Annotated in this window: 19 protein-coding genes; 7 read left to right on the top strand and 12 right to left on the bottom strand. The window is 72.2% G+C overall.

Translation table 11 applies throughout. From position 1 onward, the window contains the following. Positions 1–21: 21 nt before the first annotated feature. Positions 22–576, bottom strand: coding sequence for an RsiG family protein (locus ACZ38L_RS22380; RefSeq protein ID WP_465696263.1), 555 nt, complete (start codon positions 574–576; stop codon positions 22–24). Between the two features lie 361 nt (positions 577–937). Between ACZ38L_RS22380 and dtd the strand changes: the two genes are divergently transcribed. Continuing rightward, on the top strand, positions 938–1372 hold the full coding sequence (dtd, locus tag ACZ38L_RS22385) for a D-aminoacyl-tRNA deacylase (protein ID WP_465696265.1): 435 nt from the start codon (positions 938–940) through the stop codon (positions 1370–1372). An 18-nt stretch (positions 1373–1390) separates the two neighbouring features. On the opposite strand, the gene ygfZ is transcribed toward dtd, so the two are convergent. The 3 genes from ygfZ to ACZ38L_RS22400 form a co-directional block, all read right to left on the bottom strand. Next, the gene (gene ygfZ, locus ACZ38L_RS22390) at positions 1391–2356 is read right to left on the bottom strand and encodes a CAF17-like 4Fe-4S cluster assembly/insertion protein YgfZ (protein WP_465696267.1); all 966 of its coding nucleotides are present in this window, start codon (positions 2354–2356) and stop codon (positions 1391–1393) included. A gap of 10 nt (positions 2357–2366) precedes the next feature. Beyond that, positions 2367–2822, bottom strand: coding sequence for a Fur family transcriptional regulator (locus ACZ38L_RS22395; RefSeq protein ID WP_465696269.1), 456 nt, complete (start codon positions 2820–2822; stop codon positions 2367–2369). Positions 2823–2910: 88 nt separating this feature from the next. Beyond that, positions 2911–3495, bottom strand: coding sequence for a heme-binding beta-barrel domain-containing protein (locus ACZ38L_RS22400; protein WP_465696271.1), 585 nt, complete (start codon positions 3493–3495; stop codon positions 2911–2913). A 348-nt stretch (positions 3496–3843) separates the two neighbouring features. Between ACZ38L_RS22400 and ACZ38L_RS22405 the strand changes: the two genes are divergently transcribed. After that, positions 3844–4206, top strand: coding sequence for a DsrE family protein (locus ACZ38L_RS22405; protein WP_396566565.1), 363 nt, complete (start codon positions 3844–3846; stop codon positions 4204–4206). 4 nt (positions 4207–4210) lie between these two features. On the opposite strand, the gene ACZ38L_RS22410 is transcribed toward ACZ38L_RS22405, so the two are convergent. The 6 genes from ACZ38L_RS22410 to ACZ38L_RS22435 all read right to left on the bottom strand — a co-directional run bounded on the left by ACZ38L_RS22410 (position 4211) and on the right by ACZ38L_RS22435 (position 7242). Continuing rightward, positions 4211–4483 (bottom strand): DUF3099 domain-containing protein, encoded by a 273-nt coding sequence (locus ACZ38L_RS22410; protein WP_465696274.1) that lies wholly within the window; start codon positions 4481–4483, stop codon positions 4211–4213. 71 nt (positions 4484–4554) lie between these two features. Continuing rightward, positions 4555–4845, bottom strand: coding sequence for a DUF1416 domain-containing protein (locus tag ACZ38L_RS22415; protein ID WP_465696276.1), 291 nt, complete (start codon positions 4843–4845; stop codon positions 4555–4557). Between the two features lie 34 nt (positions 4846–4879). Further along, positions 4880–5722: a sulfurtransferase gene (locus ACZ38L_RS22420; RefSeq protein WP_465696278.1), complete on the bottom strand. Its 843-nt coding sequence runs from the start codon at positions 5720–5722 to the stop codon at positions 4880–4882. A gap of 217 nt (positions 5723–5939) precedes the next feature. Then, entirely contained in the window at positions 5940–6020 is an 81-nt protein-coding gene (locus ACZ38L_RS22425) for an Ms5788A family Cys-rich leader peptide (protein WP_354645012.1), read from the bottom strand. Between the two features lie 138 nt (positions 6021–6158). After that, positions 6159–6851, bottom strand: coding sequence for an LmeA family phospholipid-binding protein (locus ACZ38L_RS22430; protein ID WP_465696280.1), 693 nt, complete (start codon positions 6849–6851; stop codon positions 6159–6161). 124 nt (positions 6852–6975) lie between these two features. Next, entirely contained in the window at positions 6976–7242 is a 267-nt protein-coding gene (locus ACZ38L_RS22435; RefSeq protein ID WP_465696282.1) for a MoaD/ThiS family protein, read from the bottom strand. Between the two features lie 359 nt (positions 7243–7601). On the opposite strand from ACZ38L_RS22435, the gene ACZ38L_RS22440 reads away from it, so the two are divergent. The 5 genes from ACZ38L_RS22440 to ACZ38L_RS22460 all read left to right on the top strand — a co-directional run bounded on the left by ACZ38L_RS22440 (position 7602) and on the right by ACZ38L_RS22460 (position 13135). Beyond that, the gene (locus ACZ38L_RS22440; RefSeq protein WP_465696284.1) at positions 7602–8342 is read left to right on the top strand and encodes a response regulator transcription factor; all 741 of its coding nucleotides are present in this window, start codon (positions 7602–7604) and stop codon (positions 8340–8342) included. A gap of 73 nt (positions 8343–8415) precedes the next feature. After that, positions 8416–9459, top strand: a complete 1044-nt coding sequence (locus ACZ38L_RS22445) for a LacI family DNA-binding transcriptional regulator (protein WP_465696285.1) — start codon at positions 8416–8418, stop codon at positions 9457–9459. An 89-nt stretch (positions 9460–9548) separates the two neighbouring features. Further along, a complete protein-coding gene (locus ACZ38L_RS22450; protein WP_465696287.1) occupies positions 9549–10718 on the top strand; it encodes a S1C family serine protease in 1170 nt (389 codons plus the stop codon). Positions 10719–10778: 60 nt separating this feature from the next. Beyond that, complete coding sequence (locus ACZ38L_RS22455) at positions 10779–11552, top strand: response regulator transcription factor (RefSeq protein WP_396566549.1); 774 nt, start codon at positions 10779–10781, stop codon at positions 11550–11552. 5 nt (positions 11553–11557) lie between these two features. Continuing rightward, positions 11558–13135, top strand: coding sequence for a sensor histidine kinase (locus ACZ38L_RS22460; RefSeq protein WP_465696290.1), 1578 nt, complete (start codon positions 11558–11560; stop codon positions 13133–13135). Between the two features lie 24 nt (positions 13136–13159). Here ACZ38L_RS22460 and ACZ38L_RS22465 read toward each other — a convergent pair whose 3' ends face one another. Both ACZ38L_RS22465 and ACZ38L_RS22470 read right to left on the bottom strand, forming a co-directional pair. Next, a complete protein-coding gene (locus tag ACZ38L_RS22465) occupies positions 13160–14515 on the bottom strand; it encodes an ATP-binding protein (RefSeq protein WP_465696292.1) in 1356 nt (451 codons plus the stop codon). 13 nt (positions 14516–14528) lie between these two features. Beyond that, a complete protein-coding gene (locus ACZ38L_RS22470; RefSeq protein ID WP_465696294.1) occupies positions 14529–16103 on the bottom strand; it encodes an SCO6880 family protein in 1575 nt (524 codons plus the stop codon).

The raw sequence follows: 16103 nt of genomic DNA on the forward strand, positions 1-16103 counted from the left end.
GCGGCCACCGTCTCCCGGGTCTCAGTCGGGCAGCGGGCCGCCGGCGAGCAGGTCGTCGACCCGCGCTTCCCCTTCACGGTACCGCCGGGTGATTTCCGCGCTGCACCCGTCCGCCGTGCGCTGCAGAAGCTGACGACGCCCGGAGACCTCGCGCTCGTGCGCCGTGAGCCGGTCGAGCGCCGCCAGCAGCTCCGCGGAGGCGTGCGCGGCGAGGTCGGCCAGCTGGACGTCGCCCATCAACGCGTCCGCCTGCGCCCGGCACTGCTCGCCGCGCGGCGGGCCGAGCGTCACGTGCCGGGCCGAGCTGCGCACCGGCGAGGGGGCGTCGGCCAGGATCTGCGGCAACCGGTGCAGCAGGGTGTCCGGCCGGACCGGGCACAGTCGACGGTCCAGGGTGCGGCGGTCGAGCTCGGCACGCAGGATGTCCACCCGCCCCTGGAGCAGCCGGCGCAGGTAGGAGAGGTCGGCCTCCTGCTCCAGGGCGTCCCTGCGCAGGGTGCGCAGCTCGTCGAGGCCCAGTGCCTCCAGCGCGGTCCCCGCCGGTGCGGGCTCGCGCGGCACCCTGTTCGTGTCCATCGACCAACCACCTGCCGTCGTCCTGGTCCCGCCCTGTCGGCCCCGCCCCCTTCTGGCACGCCCGACGGCCCCCCGGGGTTCCCCCGGCCGACCGGCGCCACCCGCCCGGGCGAGCAGGGCCGAAACGGGCGTTCGATCGACTGGAACGGACGATCGCGCCCGGTGCGGCCCGGTGCCGACCCGAATCGTGCCACCCCCCGAGCGCCGGTGCGGCGTGGATGCACCCGAACGGCCGTCTGGCGAACCCGCCTGGCTGATATGAGTCGGCAGCGGCCGCCAGGTTCGGCGGCCGCCCGGCCACTGGGGGCGCACCCCGCCGGCGCGTACCACCGGCCCGCGCGCCCAGGGCAGAATGGCGCGCATGCGAGCAGTGGTGCAGCGGGTCAGTGCGGCCTCGGTGACGGTGGCCGGGGAACAGGTGGGCGCGATCGACGGGCCGGGGCTCTGCGTCCTGGTCGGGGTCACCCATCACGACACCGAGCAGCAGGCCGCCCAACTGGCCCGCAAACTCTGGGGACTTCGGCTCTTCGACGGCGGCGACACCGAGCTGTCCTGCTCGGACCTGGCCGCGCCGCTGCTGGTGATCAGCCAGTTCACCCTCTACGGCGACGCCCGCAAGGGCCGCCGCCCCACCTGGCAGGCCGCCGCCCCCGGACCGCTCGCCGAGCCGCTGGTCGACGAGGTGGTGGCTCAGCTGCGCGCGCTCGGCGCGACGGTGGCGACCGGCCGTTTCGGCGCGGACATGAAGGTTTCGCTGGTGAACGACGGACCGTTCACCGTGCTGCTGGAGGTCTGACGCCGGGTCGGCGCGACGCTACGGCGCGACCACGACCTCCTGCGAGGCCGGCACCCCGCCGGCCCGCAGCACCGCGTCCACCGGGACGTTCCGCTTGACCAGCGCCAGCGCGATCGGGCCGAGCTCGTAGTGCCGGGCCGAGGAGGTCACGAAGCCCAGCGCCCGCCCGTCCGGGCCGTCCGCGGCGAGCCGGACCTCGGTGCCGTGCGGGGGCAGCACCTCCTCGGTGCCGTCCAGGTGCAGGAAGACCAGCCGGCGCGGCGGGCGGCCCAGGTTGTGCACCCGGGCCACCGTCTCCTGGCCGCGGTAGCAGCCCTTCTGCAGGTGCACGGCGGTGCGCAGCCAGTCCACCTCGTGCGGGATGGTGCGGTGGTCGGTCTCGAAGCCGAGCCGCGGCCGGTGCGCCTCGATCCGCAGCGCCTCGTACCCCCAGATGCCGGCTGGCGAGCCCAACTCGGCCGCTCGCTCGGCGAGTTCGGCGCGCGGCAGGAACAGGTCACGGCCGTACGGGAGTTCGCGCACCGCGGCGGCGCCGTCGGCCGGCGCGGTGGACCCGGCGGGCACGTGCACCACCGCGAACTCCTCGGTGGCGTCGGCGATTTCGACCCGGTACATGAACTGCATCTTGCGCAGGTACTCGATCAGCGCGCCCTGCGTTCCGGGCTCGACGTGCACCCAGGTGGTGGTGCCGTCGTCGACCAGGTAGAGGGCGTGCTCGACGTGCCCGTGCGGGGAGAGGATCAGCGCCTCGGTGGCCTGCCGCGGCGGCAGCTCGCTGACGTGCTGGGTGAGCAGCAGGTGCAGCCAGCTCAGCCGGTCGGGACCGGAGACCGTGACCACGCCGCGGTGCGAGAGGTCGGTGAAGGCCCGGCCGGCCGCCAGCTCCCGCTGCTCGCGGAAGAGGTCGCCGTAGTGGGCCGCGACGCCCTCGTCGGGCCCCTCGGCGGGGACGGCACCGGGCAGGGACAGCAGCGGGCTCCTCATGCCCGCAAGCTTACGACCCGGTCGGCGGGAGCTTGGCGGTGCAGTCGGCGCAGCGGCCGAAGATGGCGAAGTGCTTGAGGTCGGTGTCGAAGCCGTGCTGGGCGCGCAGGCTCTCGATCAGCGGCGCGGCGATCGAGGTGTCGGTCTCGGTGACCTTCTCGCAGTCCCGGCAGACCAGGTGCAGGTGGGTGTGCCGGCCGGCCAGGTGGTAGGTGGGCGCGCCGTGGCCCAGATGGGCGTGCGAGACCAGGCCGAGCTCCTCCAGCAGCTCCAGGGTGCGGTAGACCGTGGAGATGTTGACGCCGCTGGCGGTCCGCCGGACCTGGCCGAGGATCTCGTCCGGGGTGGCGTGGTCGAGCGCGTCGACCGCCTCCAGAACCAGCTGCCGCTGCGGGGTGAGCCGGTACCCGCGCTCGCGCAGATCGGCCTTCCAGTCGGACGAGGCGGCCGTCCCGTTGTTCGTCACGTTGTCGTCCCTGCCCAGGTCGAGGTCCTGGGACCAGTGTAGGGACGACAACGTGCGGCGGGGGCCGGCGCGAACGGTCGACCGGTCCTCAGCGGAAGAACGCGATCCCGTCGTCCGGCAGGTCGTTGACGTCCTTGATCAGCTGCGCCGGGCTGAGCACCTTCTTGAGCTGCGCGGACATGTACGGGCGCAGCGGGACCTCGGGGGCGGTCTTCTCGCCGACCCAGAGCAGTTGCTCGTTGACGAAGCCGTAGAGCCGCTTGCCGCCGCTGTACGGCGCCGAGCCCTCGATCCGGGCGACCGCGTCGGTGGCGACGTCGATCTGCGGCTTGCCGTCCGCCAGGGTGCCGTACCAGATCTCCACCGTGCCGTCGTCGCGCACCATGGAGATCTCCACCCCGCGCTCGCCGCTGGTGCCCTGGGCGTTGCTGGTGATCCGCCAGAAGCCGTGCTCGTTCTCCAGCGGGCGGACCTTCTCGCCCTCGTTGTTCAGCACCCAGGTACGGGACCGGAACTCCAGGAACGGGCGGCCGTCGTGCCGGAAGACGATCTCCTGGCCGAAGTTGCACTTCTCGGAGCCGGGGAAGTCGAAGACGCCCGCCCCCTCCCATGTGCCGAGGAGGAAGGCCAGCGAAACGACGTCCTTGTGGAGGTCGGAGGGAATCTCGATCATGGTCCTGGTCGCAGTCGGGGGCGTTTTGGCTACCTCAACCGTACGGGAGGGGTCAGCGCTGCCCCTGGTACAGCTTCATCACGGAGAAGGCGGCGAACCAGACGATCAGCACGGCCATCAGGGCCAGCAGGCTGTCGAAGAACCATTCGAGACCGGACACGAGGCGCTCCCGGGGGGCGGAGGTAAGCGGACAGACGATGACGGCGCGAGTCTATCCGGCACCGCCCCGGTGTTCGCGGTGAGGCCCGGACTCGACCGAAATCCGCGTCGCGGCGTCCCGGGGCGGGCCGGGGCGGGCCGGGGCGGGGCGGGGCGGGGCGGGGCGGGCCAGGGCATAGGGTTTGGCACGTGTCGAAGAAGCTCGTCATCAAGGTCACCGCCGGAGCCGACGCCCCCGAGCGCTGCTCGCAGGCCTTCACCGTCGCCGCGGTCGCGGTCGCCAGCGGGGTCCCGGTCTCGCTCTGGCTGACCGGGGAGTCCTCCTGGTTCGCGCTGCCCGGCCGGGCAGCGGAGTTCGAGCTGCCGCACGCGGCGCCGCTGCCCGAGCTGCTGGAGTCGGTGCTGGCGGCCGGCACGGTCACGCTCTGCACCCAGTGCGCGATGCGGCGTGGCATCGAGCAGGCCGACACCGTCCCCGGTGTCCGCATCGCGGGCGCTCAGGTCTTCCTCAGTGAGATCATGGCCGACGACACGCAGGCCCTGGTCTACTGAGCCGCTACTGGCGCGGCTCGTGGTCCGGCTTGTCCCGGTCGTGGCCGGGCTGCTCCCAGTGCGGGTCGTCCCAGCGCGGGTCCCGCCACCAGTCGTCCTCGGGGTCCCGCTTGTTGGCGAAGATCGCCGCCAGCGGCGGGATCACCATCGCGAAGAGGCACATCCCGATCGCGGCCGGCACCGAGAAGAACCGCACGACTCCCCAGGCCAGGACGAAGAGCCCGAGGCAGACGCCCATCATCGCGAAGTAGAGGCCGTGCCGGCGCCGTTGCTGCACCCTTCCACGGTACGGCGAGAGCCCCCGCCGACGGCAGGGGCTCTCGGGACGTCCGGGCGGGCGCACGCGGGTCAGACCGCGATCGACACCTCGGCCTGGCCGCCCTGGGAGGCGACCACCACGCGGTCCACCGACCGGCCCGGCACCAGCGCGCGCACCGTCCACTTGCCCGGGGCCGCGAAGAAGCGGAACTGCCCGGTGGCCGAGGTGGGCACCTCGGCGGTGAACTCGCCCCGCTCGTCGAGCAGCCGCACGTAGCCGTTGACCGGCTCGCCGTTCCGGGTCACCGAGCCCTGGATGATCGTCTCGCTCGCCACGTCAACTCCTGCCAGATCCGGGCCGCCGGCCTTCGCACCACACATGTCTCGGTCTCCTTCCTACGGGTACTGCGGGTGCTCAGTTGGCGCCGAGCTCGATCGGCACGCCGACCAGGCTGCCGTACTCGGTCCAGGAGCCGTCGTAGTTCCTCACGTTCTTCTGGCCGAGCAGCTGGTGCAGCACGAACCAGGTGAGCGCGGAGCGCTCGCCGATCCGGCAGTAGGCGATGGTCTCCTTGGACAGGTCCACGCCCTCGGACGCGTAGAGCTCCTTGAGCTCCTCGTCCGACTTGAAGGTGCCGTCGTCGTTGGCGTTCTTCGACCACGGGATGTTGCGGGCGCTCGGCACGTGGCCCGGGCGCTGCGACTGCTCCTGCGGCAGGTGGGCCGGGGCGAGCAGGCGGCCGGAGAACTCGTCGGGCGAGCGGACGTCGACCAGGTTCTTGCTGCCGATCGCGGCGATCACGTCGTCGCGGAAGGCGCGGATCGAGCTGTCCTGGGCCTGCGCCTGGTACCGGGTGGCCGGGCGCTGCGGGACCTCGGAGCCGTCGACCAGGTCGCGCGAGTCCAGCTCCCACTTCTTGCGGCCGCCGTCCAGCAGGCGGACGTCGCGGTGGCCGTAGAGCTTGAAGTACCAGAAGGCGTAGGAGGCGAACCAGTTGTTGTTGCCGCCGTAGAGCACCACGGTGTCGTCGTTGGCGATGCCCTTGGCGCTGAGCAGCGCCTCGAAGCCGGCCTGGTCGACGAAGTCGCGGCGGACCGGGTCCTGGAGGTCCTTCTTCCAGTCGATCCGGACGGCGTTGCGGATGTGGTTCTTGTCGTACGCGGAGGTGTCCTCGTCGACCTCGACGACGACCACCTTGGGGTCGTCCAGGTGGGCCTGGACCCAGTCGGCGTCGACCAGGACGTCGCTGCGGCTCATGTGCTGTTCTCCATCCGGGGGCGGTTGGCGGAAGGTGGGGTGCCCGGCGGGGCCCCGAGCGCTCGTATCACTTTTCCGAACAGGTGTCCGGATAATGGGACGGGTGGGGCCGGCGGTGCCAACGGGCGGTGCATCGGAACGGCCGCAGACGGAAACCGCCTGTTCAGGCCGGGGAGCGGGCGTGCGGCGGGTCAATTCTGCCGAAGCAGGCCGCCGATCAGCGCATTCGACACAGGCAGGTGGCCACGCGGCAGAGGTCCACCGCCCGCCGCTTCGTGAGATCCGCCTGTCGCTTCATGGGGACGATGCTAGGGAGCCGGACGCGACCCTGTCATCAACGTATCGAATCGCGAGACGAAATCATCCAGATAGCGAGATTTGGGCCGCCCTTGGCCTTTCGCCCTCGGCGGGAAGGCGGGACCGTCCGCGCCGGTCCTCAGGTGCCGACCAGCTGCACATGGCTGCCCTGGAACGAGAGCGCCAGCCCGTCCGGCTCCGGCGTCACCTGGCTCAGCGCGAGACCCACCGGCAACCCCTGCAGCGCGAAGCTCCTGGAGTCCACCGCCGAACTGATCATCCCGCCGAGGCCCGGCAGCGCGCCCACCCCGGCCAGCCCGCTCACGTCGGCCACCTGCACCTGGTTGCCGTTGACCCGCAGCTTGACCATGGCGCTCAGGGTCTGCCCCATCAGCTGGTAACCGACCTTGAGCTCCCCGGGCCCGCCGTACCCCAGGGTGACCTGGGAGCCGAGCCCGAGCAGCTGCTCCACCTCCTGGTACGGCAGCCGGCCCGACCCGGTGCCGGAGTCCACCGTCGCCGAGGTGTAACCGCTGTTCACCTGAACCCCGCTCAACCGCGCGGAGAAGGCGTTCAGTTGGACCGTCTGACCGGCACCCGAGACGTTCACCGAGTCCGCCGAGAGCCGAACGTCGTCGAACTTCTTGTCGATCACCTGGGTGAGGAAGGGGAAGCCCTCGATGGTCACCGACGGGCGGCCGCTGATCCCCTGCTTGTTCGCCAGCCGGTCCGCGGCCTGGCCCTCGGCGACCGACAGTGCGATCCGATCGGCCCCGCCCAGCAGCCCGCCGAGCACCAGGACGGCGACGGCCGCTTTGATCAAGGTCCGCATCGGAGTGTCCTTCCGTCCATGGTCAGCAACGCCATCAACTGTCTGTGGTACGACGATCTGACCATGGGCATGGTTCCAGCCGGCAACTCGGCCGGAACCCGAGCCCGAACCCGAACCGGAACCGTCAGCCCCCGGCGAAGGGCGGCAGCACCTCGACCGTGCCGCCCTCGGTCAGCTCCACCGTGGCGTGGTCCCGGGCGCCCACCGGCTCGCCGTCCACCAGGAACGAGCAGATCCCGAGCACCCGGGCGAACCGCGGCCGCTCGACGTGCCGGCCGCGCGCCTGCGCCAGCGCCTCGGCCAGCGTCGCGGCCCGGTACGGCTCCTCGGCCACGCCGGCCTCCGCCTTGGCGGCGGCCCAGTAGCGGATCGTGCCGGTCACCACGGCCATGGGGGTACCTCCCGGCCGAAGGCCGGGGGACGGTTCGGTGGTCGCGTTCATGACGGCCCCTTCTCGAAGGTGTGCACCCAGGGTGCCGGTCGGTGCCGTGCTCCATGATGCCCGGGGCCCACCCGGGCCGGGAACCCCGCAGGTCGGCCCGGTCGGCGCCGGGGCGCACGGGCCTCCGGCGCGAGCTTGATCACGCCCGCCGGCCCTGCGCCGGGCGGGTGCGGTGGGCTATCCTGGTCCGTCAAGGGATCCGGGCAGAGTCGCCCCCGGGTCCTTTTGTGCTTTCAGGACCCCGATACGGAAGTCCTTGCGAGTGGTAGGCCACCCGTCCAGTTGTTGGAAAGGGGACGACCCGGGTTATGAGCTCCCTCCTCCTGCTCACCAACGCGCTGCAGCCGTCGGCGGAGGTGCTGCCGGCCCTCGGGCTCCTGCTGCACCAGGTACGGGTCGCCCCGGCCGAGGGCTCGGCGCTCGTCGACACGCCCAGCGCCGACGTGATACTGGTCGACGGCCGTCGCGACCTCCCGCAGATCCGCAGCCTCTGCCAGCTGCTGCGCTCCACCGGCGTCAGCGCGCCGCTGATCCTGGTGGTCACCGAGGGCGGCCTGGCCGCGGTCACCGCCGACTGGGGCGTCGACGACGTGCTGCTGGACACCGCCGGCCCGGCCGAGGTGGAGGCCCGGCTGCGGCTGGCGACGGGTCGCAAGCAGCAGGTCGCGGTCGACGACAGCCCGATGGAGATCCGCAACGGCGACCTCTCGGTGGACGAGGCGACCTACTCCGCCAAGCTCAAGGGCCGGGTGCTCGACCTCACCTTCAAGGAGTTCGAGCTGCTCAAGTACCTCGCCCAGCACCCCGGCCGGGTCTTCACCCGGGCCCAGCTGCTGCAGGAGGTCTGGGGCTACGACTACTTCGGCGGCACCCGCACGGTGGACGTGCACGTCCGCCGGCTGCGGGCCAAGCTCGGCGTCGAGCACGAGCAGCTGATCGGCACCGTCCGGAACGTGGGCTACCGCTTCGTCGTGCCCTCCCAGGGCGACAAGGCCGAGCGGGCCGCCGTCGAGGAGCCGGACGGTCCCGCGCTGGTCCGCGAGGGCTGACCCCGCCGGGCCCGGCCGAACGGCGTCGGGCCCGGCCGCTCCGGTACTGGGCCGACACGCGTAGACTCCCCCCGTGGCCAAGGTGACGCGCGACGATGTAGCCAGATTGGCTGGGACCTCGACCGCGGTCGTCAGCTATGTCATCAACGACGGACCGCGACCCGTCGCGCCCGCGACCAAGGAGAAGGTGCTCGCCGCGATCGAGCAGCTCGGCTACCGGCCGAACAGCGTCGCGCAGGCGATGGCCTCCCGCCGGACCAACCTGATCGGCATGGTCGTGCCGGACGCCCGGCAGCCCTTCTTCGCCGAGATGGCGCACGCCGTCGAACGGGCCGCCTCCGACCGCGGCAAGCTGGTGCTGATCGGCAACTCGGACTACGCGGACGACCGCGAGGTGCACTACGTCCGGGCCTTCCTCGGGATGCGGGTCTCCGGTCTGATCCTGGTCAGCCAGGGCCCCTCGCAGCGCGCCGCCGAGGAGTTCGCCGCGATGGAGGGCGCCAAGGTGGTGCTGCTGCACCGCCGGCCCGAGGCGATCGACGACGTCGCGGTGGTCACCGATGACGTGGGCGGGGCCGAACTCGCCGTCCGTCACCTGCTGGAGGAGCACGGTCACCCGTACGTGGTCTGCTTCGGCGGCCCGGTGGAGTCCCCCGCGCCCGGCGACCCGGTGATCGACCACATCGAGGGCTGGCAGCGCGCGATGGAGGCGCACGGCCTGCCCACCGAGCCCCACCTGCTCGACGCGCCCTTCAACCGCTACGGCGCGTACCGGGTCGCGTTGGAGCTGCTGCGCTCCCCCGAGCGGCCACCGGCCATCTTCTGCTCGACCGACGACCAGGCGATCGGCCTGCTCCGGGCGGCCCGCGAGGTCGGCCTGCGGGTGCCGGAGGACCTCGCGGTGGCCGGCTTCGACGACGTGCCCGAGGCCGCGCTGGCCGACCCGCCGCTGACCACGGTGGCCAGCGACCGGGACGCGATGGCCCGGGCCGCGGTGGAGCTGGTGCTCGACGACTCGCTGATGGTGCCCGGCTCGGACACCGAGCGGGTCCGCCAGTTCCCGTCCCGCCTGGTCATCCGACGCTCCTGCGGCTGCGACGGGCCGGGCGCAGAGTAACCCCTGCTTATGAGAAGTCAACGGGCTTCTCTGCCCGTTCTGACCCAGCTCTCATGGGATCCTCATCCTGCGGGCGGAACTTGGGTCCCATGAGCGACCAGTACCGCACTACCGCAGATGAGTCGGGGCACCTCCTCCCGCCGACGCCGGCCGGGGCGCCCACCGCTCAGTACATCCAGGACTTCTCCACGCCGGACGCGGGCGCCGGCTACCACTCCGCTCCGCCGCCGGCGCCGCCGCTGCCCCCCGCCCCGCCCGGTTGGGGCGGTGGTGACCCGGCCGGCCAGCCCGGCCCGGACGGCTTCGTCCCCGGCCCCGGCCGGCGCGCGGCCCGCAACGGCTTCCTGCGCGGCAGGCTCGCCCTGGTCACCGCCGTCGCCGCGGTCTCCGCGCTGATCGGCGGGGTGGCCGGCGCCGCGGTCAGCGACGCGCACCGCACCACCAGCGCCGCGGCCACCACCCTGGTCACCCCGGTGGCGGCCAAGTCCGACGGCACCGCGGACGTCGCGGCCATCGCCAGCACGGTCTCCCCCAGCGTGGTCCAGATCGTCGTGCAGACCGAGGACGCCACCGACACCGGCACCGGCGTGATCCTCACCGCCAACGGGCAGATCCTCACCAACTTCCACGTCATCGCGGGCGCCGTCGACCAGGGCGGCAGCATCACCGTCACCTACCACGACGGCAGCAAGACCACCGCCAAGGTCACCGGCACCGACAAGTCGATGGACGTCGCGGTGATCACCGCGGACAACGCCAGCGGCCTCGCCCCGGCCGTCCTCGGCGACTCCGACGCGATGGCGGTCGGCGACCCCGTGGTCGCCATCGGCAACCCGGACGGCCTCACCGGCACGGTCACCGCAGGCATCATCAGCGCCAAGAACCGCCAGGTCAGCGTCCAGGTCGACGAGACCACCACGCGCGGCAACGGCGGGTTCGGCTTCCCCAGCTTCCCCGGCTTCCCGGGCTACGGCGGCGGCCGCTCCGGCGGGTCCGGCGCCGGTTCCGGCGGGAGCTCCGCGGACACCGCCACCTACTCGGCGCTGCAGACCGACGCCGCGCTCAACCCCGGCAACTCCGGCGGCCCGCTGCTCAACGCCAACGGCCAGGTGATCGGGATCAACTCCGCCATGTACTCGGGCAGCGGCTCCAGCTCCAGCGACTCCGGCCAGGCCGGCAGCGTCGGCCTCGGATTCGCCATCCCGATCAACTCCGTCAAGCAGGTCCTGCCGAAGTTGCAGGCCGGTCAGTCCCTGTAAGCGTCTCCCACGCCGCACAATGGCTAGACCCCTTCCGAAACAAGAGAGGGCCCACCGCCGATGACTCCTCCCGCCGACGACCGCACTCCTGCCGAGCAGCCGGGCGCTCCAGCGCGCCTGCTCGTGGTCGACGACGAGCCCGCCCTGCGGGACGCACTGGAGAGCAGCCTCGCCTTCGAGGGCTACGAGGTCAGCACCGCCACCGACGGCTACGAGGCGCTGGACGCCGTCGAGCGCGAGAAGCCCGACCTGGTGCTGCTCGACATCATGATGCCCCGGATGGACGGCCTCACGGCCGTGCGCCGGATGCGCTCGCGCGGGGACACCGCGCCGGTGCTGATGCTCACCGCGCGGGACGCCGTCGGCGACCGGGTCACCGGCCTGGACGTGGGTGCGGACGACTACCTCGCCAAGCCGTTCGAACTCGACGAGCTGCTCGCCCGGGTCCGCGCCCTGCTCCGGCGCAACGCGCTCGCCGCCGAGGCCGCGGCCCGGGCCACCGCGGTCGAGGACGACTCCGAGGTGCTCGCCTTCGCCGACCTGCGGATGAACACCGCCACCCGGGAGGTCACCCGGGACGGCCGGCCGGTCGAGCTGACCCGGACCGAGTTCATGCTGCTGGAGATGTTCCTGGCGCACCCGCGCCAGGTGCTCACCCGCGAGCAGATCCTCAAGGCGGTCTGGGGCTTCGACTTCGAACCCTCCTCCAACTCGCTGGACGTCTACGTGATGTACCTGCGCCGCAAGACCGAGCAGGGCGGCATGCCGCGCCTGATCCAGACGGTCCGCGGCGTCGGCTACGCCCTGCGCGCGCCCGCGGGCACGGCGGCCTGAGAGTCATGACCACGGAGACAAGACGACGGGGGCGGGTCTCCCGCTGGTACCACGACCGCTCACTGCGCAGCCGGCTGGCCATCCTGACGGCGGCCGCCGTGGCGGTGGCCATCGCGCTCTGCTCGGTGGCCTGCTGGTTCGTGCTCAAGGACCGGCTGTACACCCAGGTCAGGCAGAACCTGGCCACCGCGACCCGGAAGCCCAGCATCTTCGCCACGCCGAAGGGGGACTTCTGCCGGGACAACCCGGTCGCCGCCCAGGCGGCGGCCGTGGCGAACGCGGCGGCCCACCCGGTGAAGCCGTGGCTGCCCGGCGGCGGCTCGCAGACCGGCGGCGGCACCGCCGGCAAACCGCCCGCGCCGTCGGTGGCCGACCAGGCCAGTACCCAGTTGGTCGCACCGGACGGCTCGTCGGTCTGTCTCCTGGGCGACTCCACCCAGGGCATCAACATCCAGCCCTCCGACCTGAGCGCGGTCGGCTACTCCCCCGGCCAGGCCACCTACCGCTCCGGCACCTTCGTCAACGGCATCCCGGTCGAGGTGCGGGTGGTGATGGTCAACGACCCCAACACCGGCCCGGTCATCCTGCTCAGCGCGATCTCGCTGACCAGCACCGAGCACTCGCTGCGCGACCTCGCCTTCCTGCTGGTCGCCGTCGCCGCGCTCGGCGCGCTCGGCGCCGGGTTCACCGGCCGGGTGGTCGCCCGCGCCGGGCTCAAGCCGGTGCACGAGCTCACCGAGATGGTGGAGCACATCGCCCGCACCGAGGAGGTCGGCACCACCATCCCGGTGCACGGCAACGACGAGATCGCCCGGTTGGCCAGCTCGTTCAACTCGATGAGCACCGCGCTGGCCAACTCCCGTGACCTGCAGACCCGGCTGATCGCCGACGCGGGCCACGAGCTGCGCACCCCGCTCACCTCGCTGCGCACCAACGTCGACCTGCTGATCCGCAGCGACCAGACCGGCCGCCCGCTGCCGCCGGCCACCCGCGCCAAGCTGCTCGGCAACATGAAGGCGCAGATGCAGGAGCTGACCCTGCTGATCGGCGACCTGCTCCAGCTCTCCAAGCCGGACTCGCCGCGCCCCGGCCAGAACGTGGCCACCGTCGCCATGCACGAGATCGCCGCGCGGGCGGTCGAACGCGGCAAGCTGCGCGGGCCCGGGCTGGACTTCCGGGTCGAGCTGGAGCCCTGGTACGTCCGGGCCGACGCGGCCGCGCTGGAGCGGGCCGTGATGAACCTGCTGGACAACGCGGTGAAGTACAGCCCGCCGGGCGCCCCGGTCGAGGTCCGGCTGCGCGGCGGCCAGCTGACCGTGCGCGACCACGGCCCGGGAATCCCCACCGAGGAGCTGCAGTACGTCTTCGACCGGTTCTGGCGCTCGCCGTCCTCCCGGCAGCTGCCGGGCTCGGGGCTGGGCCTGTCGATCGTCGCGCAGACCGTGGAGGCCAGCGGCGGTCAGGTCTCGCTCGGCCCGGCCGGGGACGGTGGTCCCGGCGCCCTCGCCACCATGCGGCTGCCCGGCACCCCGGAGACCCCACCGGCGCCGCCGCCGCTGCCCGAGGGTCACCCGGCGATCTGAGCCGGGGTCGTTCCGGCCGGGGGGTCAGACCCCCGGCTCGGCCTCCAGCTGCCGCTCGGCGCGGATCCGTTCGGCCACCGCGTCCTCGGTCATCGCGCGGTCGGTGTAGACCAGCGGCCGTTCGGCCTCGGTGATGATGTGCTTCACCACCTGGACGTTGCCGTTGACGTCCCAGACCGCGATGCCCGGCGACAGGGTCGGGATGATCTCCACCGCCCAGCGTGGCAGGCCGAGCACCCGCCCGGTGGCCCTGGCCTCGTCGGCCTTCTGCATGTAGATGGTCCGGGTGGAGGCCATCTTGAGGATCGCCGAGGCCTCCTTGGCCGCCGCGCCGTCCACCACGTCCGAGAGGTGGTGGACCACCGCGACGAAGGACAGCCCGAGCCGGCGGCCGAACTTCAGCAGCCGCTGGAAGAGCTGCGCCACGAACGGGCTGTTGATGATGTGCCAGGCCTCCTCGACCAGGAAGATCCGCTTCTTCCGGTCGGGGCGGATCCAGGTGTGCTCCAGCCAGACCCCGACGATCGCCATCAGGATCGGCATCGCGATCGAGTTGCGGTCGATGTGCGAGAGGTCGAAGACGATCAGCGGCGCGTCCAGGTCGATGCCGATGCTGGTCGGGCCGTCGAACATGCCGCGCAGGTCGCCGTCGACCAGCCGGTCCAGCACCAGCGCCACGTCCAGCCCCCAGGACTGGACGTCCCCCGGTGCGACCCCGAGCGACTCCACCGAGGAGAGGTCGGGCTTGCGCAGGGTGTCGATGACGTCGCCCAGGATCGGCTGGCGGTCCGTCACGGTGGCCCGGACGTGCGCGTGGGCGGCCTTCAGCGCGAACCCGGCCCGCTCCTCCAGACCGCGGCCCATCGCGACCTCGATGATGGTCCGCAACAGCGAGAGCTGGCCGGTGGTGGTGATCGCCGGGTCCAGCGGGTTCAGCTTGACCCCGCCGTCCCGGGCCGCCATCGGGTCCAACCGGATGGACTTTATCCCCAACGCGTCGGCGATCAGGTTCCATTCGCCGACGCCGTCCTCGCCCTGCGCGTCCAGCACCACCACCTGCCGGTCACGGAAGCGCAGTTGGCGCAGCACGTAGGTCTTCTCCAGCGCCGACTTGCCGTTGCCGGACTCGCCGAGCACCAGCCAGTGCGGGGCCGGGAGTTGCTGCCCGTAGAGCTGGAACGGGTCGTAGACGTACCCCTTCCCGCTGTAGACCTCGCGGCCGATGATCACCCCCGAGTCCCCCAACCCCGGTGCCGCGGTGGGCAGGTAGACCGCCTGGGCCTGGCCGGTCGAGGTGCGGACCGGCAATCGGGTGGTCTCCACCTTGCCGAACATCAGGCTGGTGAAGGCGTCGGTCAGGGAGGTGAGCGGAGAGACCATCGGACCCCCAGGATCAGCGGCGGATGCCGGTGGCGAACGGCAGGGTGTTGACGAACGCCCGGTGGTGCTCGCGGTCGCACCACTCCAGCTTGAGGTAGCTCTTGCCGGCCGAGGCCCGGATGGTCCGCTTGTCGCGGGCCAGCGCCTCGGGGTTGCGGGAGGAGACCGTGATGTAGCCGACCAGGTTGACCCCGGCCGCGCCGGAGGCCAGGTCGTCGCCGCGCTGGTCGACCCGGCCGGTGTGGGCCAGGTCGCGCGGGTCCACCGTGCGGTTCATCTTGGCGGCCCGGCTGGCCTCCGCCTCGTCGTTCGTCTTCTCGGTGAGCATCCGCTCGATGGCCACGTCGGTGGGCTCCAGGTCCATCGTGACGGCGACCGTGCGGATCACGTCCGGGGTGTGCACCAGCAGCGGCGCCAGGAAGTTGACGCCGACCGGGGTGAGCGGCCACTCCTTCACCCAGGCGGTGGCGTGGCACCAGGGCTCCCGGGTCTCCGACTCGCGGGTCTTGGCCTGCAGGTACTGCGGGTGGGTGGCGTCCAGCTCGGCCGGCCAGGCGTTGCGCCGGCTCATCGCCTGGATGTGGTCGATCGGGTGGTCCGGGTCGTACATCGAGTGCAGCAGCGAGGAGAGCCGGGCCTGGCCCAGCGGCTGTCGGACCCGGATGTCGGCCTCCGCCAGGCGCGCGCAGATGTCGGTCAGTTCGCGCGCCATCACGGCGGCCAGCCCGTCGTCGTCGCGGACCCGCTGCCCGTTCGCGGTGCGGCCCATGGCGTGCGCCTCGGCCGCGAGGTCCCGGGTGTAGTGCATGCAGGCGACCAGGTAGGCCCGGTGCTGCTCGGACGAGGTCGACACCATCGACTGCAACTGGTCGTACGAGTCCTGCAGCCAACGCGGGGCGTTGTGGTCACCGCGCCGCTCGACGTCCTTGGCGTGCGCGTCCGGGTCGGCGGGCAGCGTGCGGGCCAGGATCTGCAGCCGGGTCACGAAGCCGTCCCCGTTGGCGACGTGCTTGAGCAGCGTGCCGAACCGGTCGACCAGCGCCTCCTGGTCCTCCGAGTCGCGCAGGCCGACGCCCGGGCCCTCGATCTCGATCGCCGCGGTCACCGTGCGCCGCTCCAGGTGCATCAGCACGCCGACCTCGTCCGGCCCGAACGGAGCGCTCAGCCAGCGCAGCCGGCCCACCCCGGGCGGCGGGCCGACCTCCACCTCCCGGCCGTCCAGCCGGGTGCCGGCGTCCATCGCCGTGGACTGCCAGACCGCACGGCCGCTGCGCACCGTCCGCCGGTAGCTGCGGTTGATCTCCACCCACTTGTAGAACGTCCGACGCCGGTACGGGATGTAGACCGCGGCGATCGCCAGCAGCGGGAGGCCGACCAGGCCGGCGATCCGCAACGACAGGATCGGCATCAGCAGGCCCCACATCATGCCCAGGAAGGCACCGAAGATGATCAGAAGGATCTCGCCGGACTCCCGGTTGCGGCCGATCGGCGCGTTGGGCCGGGACTTCCCGATCAGATAGGTGCGGCGCTGGTGCACGTATGGCTGGGCGTACGGCCCACCGTACTGGCCGAACGGTTCACTGCTCAT

It is taken from the genome of Kitasatospora sp. NPDC024654, assembly GCF_055559155.1.

Coding starts and splice junctions, on each gene's coding strand:
- ACZ38L_RS22380 (WP_465696263.1), bottom strand. CDS start 576: ATGGACACGAACAGGGTGCCGCGCGAGCCCGCACCGGCGGGGACCGCG.
- dtd (WP_465696265.1), top strand. CDS start 938: ATGCGAGCAGTGGTGCAGCGGGTCAGTGCGGCCTCGGTGACGGTGGCC.
- ygfZ (WP_465696267.1), bottom strand. CDS start 2,356: ATGAGGAGCCCGCTGCTGTCCCTGCCCGGTGCCGTCCCCGCCGAGGGG.
- ACZ38L_RS22400 (WP_465696271.1), bottom strand. CDS start 3,495: ATGATCGAGATTCCCTCCGACCTCCACAAGGACGTCGTTTCGCTGGCC.
- ACZ38L_RS22415 (WP_465696276.1), bottom strand. CDS start 4,845: ATGTGTGGTGCGAAGGCCGGCGGCCCGGATCTGGCAGGAGTTGACGTG.
- ACZ38L_RS22420 (WP_465696278.1), bottom strand. CDS start 5,722: ATGAGCCGCAGCGACGTCCTGGTCGACGCCGACTGGGTCCAGGCCCAC.
- ACZ38L_RS22425 (WP_354645012.1), bottom strand. CDS start 6,020: ATGAAGCGACAGGCGGATCTCACGAAGCGGCGGGCGGTGGACCTCTGC.
- ACZ38L_RS22430 (WP_465696280.1), bottom strand. CDS start 6,851: ATGCGGACCTTGATCAAAGCGGCCGTCGCCGTCCTGGTGCTCGGCGGG.
- ACZ38L_RS22435 (WP_465696282.1), bottom strand. CDS start 7,242: ATGGCCGTGGTGACCGGCACGATCCGCTACTGGGCCGCCGCCAAGGCG.
- ACZ38L_RS22440 (WP_465696284.1), top strand. CDS start 7,602: ATGAGCTCCCTCCTCCTGCTCACCAACGCGCTGCAGCCGTCGGCGGAG.
- ACZ38L_RS22450 (WP_465696287.1), top strand. CDS start 9,549: ATGAGCGACCAGTACCGCACTACCGCAGATGAGTCGGGGCACCTCCTC.
- ACZ38L_RS22455 (WP_396566549.1), top strand. CDS start 10,779: ATGACTCCTCCCGCCGACGACCGCACTCCTGCCGAGCAGCCGGGCGCT.
- ACZ38L_RS22460 (WP_465696290.1), top strand. CDS start 11,558: ATGACCACGGAGACAAGACGACGGGGGCGGGTCTCCCGCTGGTACCAC.
- ACZ38L_RS22465 (WP_465696292.1), bottom strand. CDS start 14,515: ATGGTCTCTCCGCTCACCTCCCTGACCGACGCCTTCACCAGCCTGATG.
- ACZ38L_RS22470 (WP_465696294.1), bottom strand. CDS start 16,103: ATGAGCAGTGAACCGTTCGGCCAGTACGGTGGGCCGTACGCCCAGCCA.